This window comes from Thermoflexus sp. (genome assembly GCF_025055495.1).
Lineage (GTDB): Bacteria > Chloroflexota > Anaerolineae > Thermoflexales > Thermoflexaceae > Thermoflexus.
Genome location: NZ_JANWXB010000002.1, coordinates 1 through 8,903, shown reverse-complemented (window position 1 = coordinate 8,903; position 8,903 = coordinate 1). Strand labels below are relative to the sequence as shown.

Annotated in this window: 10 protein-coding genes; 6 read left to right on the top strand and 4 right to left on the bottom strand. The window is 63.9% G+C overall.

Features of this window, described 5'->3' with window-relative positions; genetic code table 11:
- Window positions 1-727 precede the first annotated feature (727 nt).
- The 4 genes from NZM16_RS00060 to NZM16_RS00045 form a co-directional block, all read right to left on the bottom strand.
- Window positions 728-1,522: an ABC transporter permease subunit gene (locus tag NZM16_RS00060; RefSeq protein WP_295477627.1), complete on the bottom strand. Its 795-nt coding sequence runs from the start codon at window positions 1,520-1,522 to the stop codon at window positions 728-730.
- 217 nt (window positions 1,523-1,739) lie between these two features.
- Entirely contained in the window at window positions 1,740-2,669 is a 930-nt protein-coding gene (locus NZM16_RS00055; protein WP_295451294.1) for an ABC transporter ATP-binding protein, read from the bottom strand.
- Between the two features lie 185 nt (window positions 2,670-2,854).
- Window positions 2,855-3,379 (bottom strand): shikimate kinase, encoded by a 525-nt coding sequence (locus NZM16_RS00050; protein ID WP_295451296.1) that lies wholly within the window; start codon window positions 3,377-3,379, stop codon window positions 2,855-2,857.
- Window positions 3,380-3,603: 224 nt separating this feature from the next.
- Complete coding sequence (locus NZM16_RS00045) at window positions 3,604-4,065, bottom strand: dTDP-4-dehydrorhamnose 3,5-epimerase family protein (protein ID WP_295451297.1); 462 nt, start codon at window positions 4,063-4,065, stop codon at window positions 3,604-3,606.
- A 196-nt stretch (window positions 4,066-4,261) separates the two neighbouring features.
- Between NZM16_RS00045 and NZM16_RS00040 the strand changes: the two genes are divergently transcribed.
- The 6 genes from NZM16_RS00040 to NZM16_RS00015 form a co-directional block, all read left to right on the top strand.
- On the top strand, window positions 4,262-4,414 hold the full coding sequence (locus tag NZM16_RS00040; protein ID WP_295477624.1) for a hypothetical protein: 153 nt from the start codon (window positions 4,262-4,264) through the stop codon (window positions 4,412-4,414).
- Window positions 4,415-4,565: 151 nt separating this feature from the next.
- The gene (locus NZM16_RS00035) at window positions 4,566-5,195 is read left to right on the top strand and encodes a LysM peptidoglycan-binding domain-containing protein (RefSeq protein ID WP_295451298.1); all 630 of its coding nucleotides are present in this window, start codon (window positions 4,566-4,568) and stop codon (window positions 5,193-5,195) included.
- A 113-nt stretch (window positions 5,196-5,308) separates the two neighbouring features.
- The gene (locus tag NZM16_RS00030) at window positions 5,309-5,869 is read left to right on the top strand and encodes an NUDIX domain-containing protein (protein ID WP_295477621.1); all 561 of its coding nucleotides are present in this window, start codon (window positions 5,309-5,311) and stop codon (window positions 5,867-5,869) included.
- Complete coding sequence (locus tag NZM16_RS00025) at window positions 5,870-7,690, top strand: VanW family protein (protein WP_295477617.1); 1,821 nt, start codon at window positions 5,870-5,872, stop codon at window positions 7,688-7,690.
- A gap of 560 nt (window positions 7,691-8,250) precedes the next feature.
- On the top strand, window positions 8,251-8,523 hold the full coding sequence (locus NZM16_RS00020; protein WP_295451307.1) for a type II toxin-antitoxin system Phd/YefM family antitoxin: 273 nt from the start codon (window positions 8,251-8,253) through the stop codon (window positions 8,521-8,523).
- Window positions 8,520-8,903: type II toxin-antitoxin system VapC family toxin (locus NZM16_RS00015; RefSeq protein ID WP_295477614.1), on the top strand; the 384-nt coding region annotated here is incomplete at its 3' end. The genes NZM16_RS00020 and NZM16_RS00015, both read left to right, overlap by 4 nt.

The following is an 8,903-nucleotide window of genomic DNA, read 5'->3' as shown; positions in this document are numbered from 1 at the left end:
GGGGGGGGCGCCCCCCCCCCCCCCCCCCCCGCCCCCCAAATATTTTGTTCCCCCCCCACCCCACGGCCTTCGGGGCCGTGGGGTGGGGGGAGATTGGGGGGAGGGGCCATCGCCTTCCGGACTCGCTTCGGTTCCTCCAATCCCCAGTTGATAACTGGACAAAGCAGTAGTCACACCGTTGGGCGCCGATCGGATACGGGGGAATGATTCCCTCCTCACATGACCTGGAGGGCCATGATGAGGGGAAAAAGGACTTCCCGAGGAAGCGAACGGCGTAGCGCCCTGCGGGATGTTTAACCTGAAACATCCCGCAGGGCGACGATCCAACTCGGGAGAGAACCCGGTGGCCAGCGCGATCCAGCAAGCTCCTCTTGTTCCCCCCTGAAGTTCGGACGGCCGGAGGCGATCCCCCTGATCGGCGCTTCACCGCTTTCGAGGCGATAGCGCTCCCAGGATGGAACGAGGATGTGCCGCTGACGGGATCCGATGGTGAGCAAGGGTTTCGGAACCCTTCTCCCCGCGTCGCGAAGTCATGTGGAGCGAGGGACCAGGGAGGAGGGCCCGCCCTGGGGGTTCGCTCTTCGGCTCGCTCGAGGGCCGCATGGCGGGGGAGAAAAGAGCGTTCAAGGGTGGGGTTGGGGGCCTTGGGCTTCCAACCTGTCCTCGAAAAGCCCTCCAATCCAGAACAAGAACGGACAAGGCAGCAGGTGGTTGTCCGCAAGGCGCTTCATCGCCACCGAGTGAGAACCGTCTCCCGCTCGAACAGGGCCACTGCCAGGGCGATGAGGAGCGCATCCACTCCGATAAGGAAGAGGGTGATGAATCCCAGAAGCGTTCCGCTCAGCCAGAGGATCCCAAAGCTTTGAGCCAGGATCAGACCGATCAGGGGGAGGATCACCACCATGCCGATTTGCTCCGCCAGGCGGGGATCATTCACCCGGGAGGAGACGATCAAGCCCGCCAGGGTCGCCAGCAGGGTGATCAGCGGGCTCATGGCGAAGATCTGCACCCAGGCCGTGGGGCCCCACAGGGTTTCCAGCGCTGGTGGGGAGAGGCGGATCCCGTAGGCAGCAGCGACCATCAGCAGGTATCCCGCCCAGCTGAGGGCGATCCCCGGGGATGCCGCGGCGATCGCTTTGCCGGCCAGCAGTTCCCCGGTGGTCACCGGTGTGGCCAGCAAGGGCTCCAGGGCCTTCTCCCGTTTCTCCCCCACCACGCTATAGGTGGCGATGGTCATGGGGATCGCCAGCGGAGCGATCCAGAAGAGCAGCATAAACTGGGAGGCCAGGAAAACCTCCAGCTGGGCCTGGGGTGGAAGCCCGGCCAGCCGACGGGCCAGCGCAGGGGGCCATTCCTCAGAAAAGTTCCCAGAGGGTGGAATCTGTCGGATGCTGGCCAGGCTGATGATCGGGATAGCCGCGAACAGGATCGGGAGCAGGATCATCAGCATCACGATGTAACGATTCCGCAAAGCGTCATGGATCTCTTTGTCGATCACCGTAGCGATCCGATGCAGATTCATCCGCACCGCCCCCGAAAGATTTTTTCTCCGCACTAAGGGGAACTTCCGGGCCCTCCCGCGGGCTTTGGGCTTGATCTGCTTCCCTTCTCGAAAGCCTCTGGATCGGACTCGCCGCCTGAAGCGGTCCAATGGCGTAAATCATTTAGAGCAGTTCCAGCGCCCTTGGCGCCTGGGCTCGCCCCAACACTCCCAAAGGAGAGGGCTATTCGGATTGGCTCTACCCGGATGCTGTAGATCCGCGTCCCTCCCGAATGATCTGCAAATACAGCTCTTCCAGGGAAGCTTTCACCGGCATCACGCTCAAGATGGGTGCCCCCGCCTCCACGAGGCGGCGAACCAGATGCGGTGTCACGGTTCGCAAATCGGTCACCTGGATCTCCAGACGACCGTTTCGGATCGCCGCCTGGATCACCCCCGGTTGTCCCTGGATCCGGCTCAGATAGGACTCCGGCTCCCCATCGATTTCAACAGCGACCATCACCCCAAACCGCTGGGCCCGCAACCGGTCCGGGGTATCCAGGGCCAGCAAATGAGTGCGCAGGATCGCCACCCGATCCCCTAAGCGCTCCGCTTCCTCCAGATCGTGGGTGCACAGAAGGATGGTCCGCCCATGCCCTTTCAGCGTGCGCAACAGCTCCCGGACATCCAGCGCCGCCTCGGGATCCAGGCCCGCGGTAGGCTCGTCCAATAGGAGGATCGGCGGGTCGTGGATCAAGGCCCGAGCCAGGGCCAGGCGCTGGCGCATTCCTTTGGAGAAAGTCGCCACCGGATCCGGGGCTCGATCGGCCAGGCCGAACTGCTCCAGCAGTTCCATCGCCCGGAAGCGGGGGGCCGGAACCCCATACAGGCGCGCATAGATCTCCAGATTCTTCCAGGCGGGGAGGCGTTCCCAGAACCCGGGAGTTTCCGGCAGATAGCCGATCTGCCGGCGCAACGCATGAGATTCGGGCGTCATGGGTTCTTCCGCGATCCAAACCCGACCGGATGTTGGAGAAATCAAACCAAGGAGGAGCCGGAGGGTGGTGGTTTTGCCCGCGCCGTTTGGGCCCAGGAGAACGAGCAATTCCCCTTTGTGGACCTCCAGGGTGAGCCCCTCCAGGGCCAGTGTGCCGTCGTAGCGCTTGGTCAGGTTCTCGGTGCGAATCATCCGGTTGCTCCTTCCCCTTCAAGGAACGGTGAGCTTTCGCCCGGAATAGGATCAGATTAGCCAGAACAACATTGCAAAACGAAGCGCGATCCGCTCCAGATAGGCCGGTGAGGCCGCCGCCAACGGCCTCGCCCGTCCTATAAAGCTTCCGCAAGCCGGGGATGCCATCCCCGCAGAAGTAAAGATTATTCGAGAAGCCAATAACGTCGCAGGATCTCTTCGATCACCTCGTCAGGAGATCGACCGGTGGTATCCACCCAGTTCGGGATCTCCCGGTAAGCGGCTTCCCGGACCTGCCAGAGGGTCCTCAAACGCTCCAGGAGCGTCTCCCCTGGGCGGAGGTGAAGGAGCGGTCGATCCATAGCCTCCGCCAGCCGCCGGGCGATTTCCTCCAGTTCGGCATACAGGAAGAACAGATGGCCTCCCGCCTGCAAGGCCGCCCGATTGGCCGGGCTGACACAGGTGCCCCCGCCGGTGGCCAGCACCCATCCCCGGGGAGAAGACCATTCCTGACAGAGCGCGGCCTCCATTGCCCGGAACGCGGCTTCGCCTTCCTGTTCGAAGATCTCTGGGATCGATCGCCCAGCCCGCCGGACGATCTCCTCGTCGAAGTCCAGAAACGGCCATCCCAGACGGGCCGCCAGCCGTCGCCCGATCGTGGTTTTCCCAGTTCCTACGAAGCCCGTGATCACCAAGTTTCGTCGTGGCATGGCGGATTAAGAAATGGAACGTTGATCAGCGCATCGCTCGCGGAGGGTTGAAAGGGATCCGCCCCGCACTCCGGAATGTTTCTCGCTTTTCCCCCCGGCCTGCTGGGCCACCAGGAGGTGGGATCGATCCCTTAGGGAGGAGGACGAGGCTGCCGAAGACGGCCTCGCCCACCTACAAACACCGGCGGATGGAAAGCGCGATCCGTCCCAGGCGACTGCTGCCTCTATCGGATCGGCGGCGGTGCCAGCCAGTCATAGCCGATGGTCGGATCATCGTGGGGAATGCGCCCCTCATCGGACGGATCATATGTCCTGGAGGTGATATAGAACAGATGCACCGGCACGGGGCTGACCACCTTGCATCCATGGGCCACGCCCGGCGGGATCTTCAACACCCGTGGCGTTGCGTGATCGCCGAGATAGAGCTCCAGCGTCTGGCGATACGTCGGCGAATCCGGCCGGAGATCGTGCAGGGCCACCTTGAGGGTCCCGATCGCCACATACCACCAATCGGTCTGCTTCCAGTGAACGTGCCAGGCCTTGATCACGCCGGGATACATCAACGAGTGGCTCCATTGGGCGAACCCCTCGGCGAAGATCGGATCGGTGACCCGGAGGATCTCCCGAAAGAACCCTCGATCATCCACGTGGGTGATGAGTTCCTTGATCTCCACGCCGGCGATCATCGCGACCTCCTGAAAAAAGATGGGCTTGCGCCATGGGCAGCTTTTGAGCTCTCCCGCGGGTCTTAGGGCTGGTCCGCCTCCCTGCCGAAGGCGCTTGGATCGGACTCGACGCCCGAAGTTGCCTATGGCGTAGGCGCTTGTCGGCCAATCATTGAAGAGGAGCAGAAAGGTTGTCCCGGCCTGGTGGGAAGGTCCCATGGACAACGAGAAGAAAGATGAACCTTTCGTCGTTCCGACGCGCTTTGGCTCCTCAGGGATTCGCGTGGTGCTGACCGTTATGCCCTCGGGTGGGGGCGCGGCCTCTCATCAGCTCAATCATAACGCAACTGGCTATCGTCGTGAGGCGTAGGGCTTTGACCAGCGAAGAAACCGTGAGTACGTGAGTATAGCTTGAGCGCGGAGATCTCTTGCCCTCTGGCCTTCCTTGTGTTAGTCTTTGGTTACCGAAGCAAACGATGAAACCTGGCCGTCTGCGCGATTGATCCTCGCGGGAGGTATCCATGGGTCGCAACCGCCGGATCTACGCTTGGTCCTGGCTGGGCCTGATTGTTCTGATCCTTCTGGCAGGGTGTCGCCCTACGCGTTCTCGCTCCGGCCCCGCGCCCACGGCGACGCCTCAGGTGCCGCTCGTCGGCCAGCCGACTCCCAGTCCCCTGACACCGGGTATCTTATTGCCCACTCCGACATGGACGCCGCTCCCGGTGCCTCCCCAAGGCGTCCCCACACCAACGCCGTTCATCTCCCCCCTGCCCATGCCGACGATCGCTCCGGTTCCCCCCGCGCCAACCCCAGCACCTCCTTCAGGGGTCACCCATGTGGTCCAGCCGGGGGAGACGCTGTTCCGCATCGCGCTCCGCTACGGGACCACGGTGGAGGCCATCGTCCGGGCGAACAACCTGATCAATCCCGACTTCATTGTGCCCGGTCAGCGGCTGGTGATCCCCCGGGCGGGCGCCCCCGCCGGAACTCCAGCGGGAGGCGAACGGGTCTACATCGTGCAGCCCGGGGATAACCTATTCCGCATCGGCTTGAAGTTCAACATGCTCTGGACGGTGATCGCGGCTCGCAATGGGATCACGAACCCGAACGCGATCTATCCAGGGCAGCGCCTGATCATCCCCAGCCCGTGAGCCAGTGTGACACATCGCGGAGTCAGGCTACGCGCGGGGATTGGGGGTGGTGGGGAGGGGTTTCCTCCGGCGATGAAGCTCATTCAGCGATCCGATCCGAGGCCGAGGCTTTCATGCTCGATCCGATCCTCGATCCGATCATGGAAGAGATCCCCTTGGAGAGCCAGCGGGTCTACGAGGGCCGGATCCTGAACCTGCGGGTGGATACGGTTCGCCTGCCCTCAGGTGGGACCGCGCTGCGGGAGATCGTGGAACACCGCGGGGCTGTTGCCATCGTCCCCATTCTGGCGGATGGACGGGTGGTGCTGGTGCGCCAGTTCCGCTACGCAGTTGGCCAGATCTCCCTGGAGATTCCCGCTGGCACCCTGGAGCCCACGGAAGATCCCCTCGCCTGCGCCCGTCGGGAGCTGGAAGAGGAGACGGGCTATCAGGCAGCCTCCTGGGAGCAGCTGGGGAGCATCTGGCCGACGCCAGGTTACAGCACCGAGGAGATCATCCTTTTCATCGCCCGGGATCTAACGCCGGGCCTTGCACGGCCGGAGTTCGATGAAACGCTCAGCTTGGCAACCATGTCCTGGTCGGAGATCTGGGAGGCCATCGAGGGAGGCCGCCTGCGCGATGCGAAGAGCATCGTGGCGCTGACCTGGGCGGCCCGTCGCCTGGGAGGAGGATAAATGGCTGGCGGGGCGACCTCCCTCCGCTCCACCCGCTGGGTGTTCCCAGCCGATATCCCGGCCTTTCTGCTCCTCATGGCCGGGCTGGGGCTCCTGACGGCCGGCGCTCTGGAGTGGATCTATGCCGATCGGATCTGGCCAGGGGTCTTCATCGGCGGCGTGGACGTCGGCGGGTTGACAGAAGCGGAAGCCCGCGCCCGGTGGGAAGCCACGTTGCCGGATCCTCAGCGTCCGCTTTTCACGCTCCGGGGACCGGGGTTCCAACAGGTGGTCTCCCTGGCCGACCTGGGCGCCCGTGTGGACGTCTCGGGCACGCTTCGGGAGGCGATGCAGGCCGGCCGGGGGAACGGTCTCGCCGACGGGCTCGATCGGATCCGGATCTGGTGGTGGGGTCGGGTGATCTCTCCGCGGGTCGAGATCGAGGTGGGGCTTCTGGAGGCACGACTGGCCGCCCTGGCGACGGCCATCGATCGGGCCCCGCGGGATGCCTCCCTGGAGATCCGGGGGGATCAGGTGATCGTTCACCCGGCGGAGGCGGGAGCCCGTCTGGACCGGGAAGCGCTTCGGGCGCGCTTGCTGGAGGCGCTAGCGACCCTGCAGCCGCAGACGATCGATCTCCCGGTGGAGACGGTGCCGCCTGCGTTGACCGAGGTGGAGCCGGCGCGGACGCAGTTAAGCCAGTGGCTTCAAGCCCCGGTTCGTCTCTTCGTGCCCACGGAAACCCTCACGGTTCCCCTCTCCCTTCCGGAAGCCGGTCCATGGGAGCTCTCCCCCGCCGATCTGGCCCAGATGGTCACCGTGGTCCGGGAAGATTCCCCCACGCCGCGCTTGGTAGCCCGGTTGGAGGAGGCCCGCCTGCTGGCATGGTTGACCCCGATCACCCGGACCCTACAGGCGGACCCGGTGGACGCCCGGTTCATCTTTAATGAGGCGCAACGGCAGCTGGTTCCCGTGGCGCCGGCCCGCTGGGGCTATCGCGTGGAGATCCCGGCCATGGTGGCCCGTATCCGGGAAAGCCTTTCCCGTCCGACCCGGGAGGTCCCCATCGCGCTGACGCTGATCCCGCCCCGCTATCCGGAGACGATCACCGCCGAGGCCCTGGGGATCACCGGGCGGATCGCCGAGGCCACCACGAACTTCAAAGGCTCCCCTCCTCCGCGAGTGCGGAACATCACCCTGGGGGCCTCCCGGATGCACGGCGTGGTGGTCCCGCCTGGGGAGGTGTTTTCCTTCAACGCCCATCTGGGCGATGTGAGCGTGGACACCGGGTTTGAGGAAGCCCTGATCATCTTCAACGGGCGGACGGTTCGAGGCGTGGGGGGTGGGCTTTGCCAAGTTTCCACCACGCTGTTCCGGGCCGCCTTCTTCGGCGGCTTCCCGATCGAGGAGCGCTGGCCCCACGCCTACCGGGTGGGGTGGTATGAGCGAACGTTCGGGCCGGGACTGGACGCTGCTATCTTTTCCCCGTATGCGGACTTCAAGTTCCGCAACGATCGAGACACTCCCATCCTCATCGTGGCGGAGGTGAATTCGGAGGCGGGGACGCTGACGTTCAAGATCTATGGATCCAATGACGGGCGGACAGTGACCGTGGAAGGCCCCTTCGTCTCCAACGTCGTGCCCCATGGCCCCCCAGTCTATGAAGAAGACCCCTCACTGCCGAAGGGGAAGGTCGTCCAGGTCGAATGGGCGGTGGACGGCGCGGATGTGCTGGTGAAGCGGAAAGTGGAGCGGAACGGGCAGATCCTGTATGAGGACCGGGTGTTCACCCGCTATCAGGCCTGGCGGGCCGTCTTCAAGGTAGGGACGGGAGAGCCATGACGGGATCTGAGGATATACCCATGAAGCCTTGCCTGTCCTCAACTGCCCGCCGGCTTCTCGCAGCCGTGGAGGGAGGCATCCTCCTTATCCCGCTGGTGTTTGATCCCTTGACCCCTTGCGCCTCTTGAGTCGGTGAAGCGGACCCCTGGCGTGGGCCACATGGTCGGGGTTTGTTGCTCGTGCTGTCTTGTTCCCGGTGACCCTCCGCTGCCTGAAGGCCATGACGATTCCCTCTCGCCATCCCCTTCGTTCTTGCGCTGGGAACGGGTCCGTTCGGATCAATCAGACGTTTTTCCTTCCCGACTGACCATATCCTCGATGAGGGATGAGAAAATCCGGGCCGATCCGGGGAATGAAGAGAGGCTTTGGTCATCGCCCGCTGGATCATCCGGAGCGCTATATGGCGATCGGCGCGACAGCGGCGCGCATCCTGACCCATCCAGAAAGCCCGGTTGAGTAGGGATACTTCTGCGAACGGCCGTCGGACACTTAGCAACATGGCACCATTTGTGGTGTCTTATGGTAGAATGAGGTCACATTCATCTCCAGGGAGGAGCCTGATGGAAACGGTCGTCGGTATCCGCGATCTGAAAACCCACCTGAGCCGCTATATCCGGCAGGTCAAGGCGGGAGCCATTCTGGTGATCACTGAACGGGGCAAACCGATTGGACGGCTGGTCCCTATTGCTTCGTCGGCGGAAACCCGTCTTTCGGAATTGCTGCAGGCAGGGATGGCGGCGTGGAGCGGGCGCAAACTGGCTCCCCTGACCCCCGTTGCCCGAGCTCGGGGAGAGCGCGTCGTCGCTGACCTCTTGCTGGAGGATCGGGGATGATCCTCTATCTGGACGCCAGCGCTCTGGTCAAACGCTACATCGCCGAACCCGGATCCGATGAAGTCGCAGGAGCCATCGCCCAGGCTGACATGATTGGAACGGCCATCGTCAGCCGGGCCGAGGTCGCCGGGGCCCTGGCAAAAGCTGTGCGGGCTGACATCCTGACCCTCGAGGAGGCTCGCGCGGCGCTCCAGACGTTCCGGGCGGAATGGCCGGATCTGATCCGGCTGCTGGTTACGGAAACGGTCGTGGCCCGTGCGGATGGGTTAGCTGGGGAGTATGGACTGCGTGGCTACGATGCGGTTCACTTGGCGGCTGCGCTGCTCTGGCAGGATGCGATGGGCGAACGGGTTACCTTAGCCACCTTTGTCTTGCGTCTG

Bases quoted from the DNA above. Each gene is read 5' to 3' on its own strand.
- NZM16_RS00060 (WP_295477627.1), bottom strand. From the start codon at position 1,522: ATGAATCTGCATCGGATCGCTACGGTGATCGACAAAGAGATCCATGAC.
- NZM16_RS00055 (WP_295451294.1), bottom strand. From the start codon at position 2,669: ATGATTCGCACCGAGAACCTGACCAAGCGCTACGACGGCACACTGGCC.
- NZM16_RS00050 (WP_295451296.1), bottom strand. From the start codon at position 3,379: ATGCCACGACGAAACTTGGTGATCACGGGCTTCGTAGGAACTGGGAAA.
- NZM16_RS00045 (WP_295451297.1), bottom strand. From the start codon at position 4,065: ATGATCGCCGGCGTGGAGATCAAGGAACTCATCACCCACGTGGATGAT.
- NZM16_RS00040 (WP_295477624.1), top strand. From the start codon at position 4,262: ATGGACAACGAGAAGAAAGATGAACCTTTCGTCGTTCCGACGCGCTTT.
- NZM16_RS00035 (WP_295451298.1), top strand. From the start codon at position 4,566: ATGGGTCGCAACCGCCGGATCTACGCTTGGTCCTGGCTGGGCCTGATT.
- NZM16_RS00030 (WP_295477621.1), top strand. From the start codon at position 5,309: ATGCTCGATCCGATCCTCGATCCGATCATGGAAGAGATCCCCTTGGAG.
- NZM16_RS00025 (WP_295477617.1), top strand. From the start codon at position 5,870: ATGGCTGGCGGGGCGACCTCCCTCCGCTCCACCCGCTGGGTGTTCCCA.
- NZM16_RS00020 (WP_295451307.1), top strand. From the start codon at position 8,251: ATGGAAACGGTCGTCGGTATCCGCGATCTGAAAACCCACCTGAGCCGC.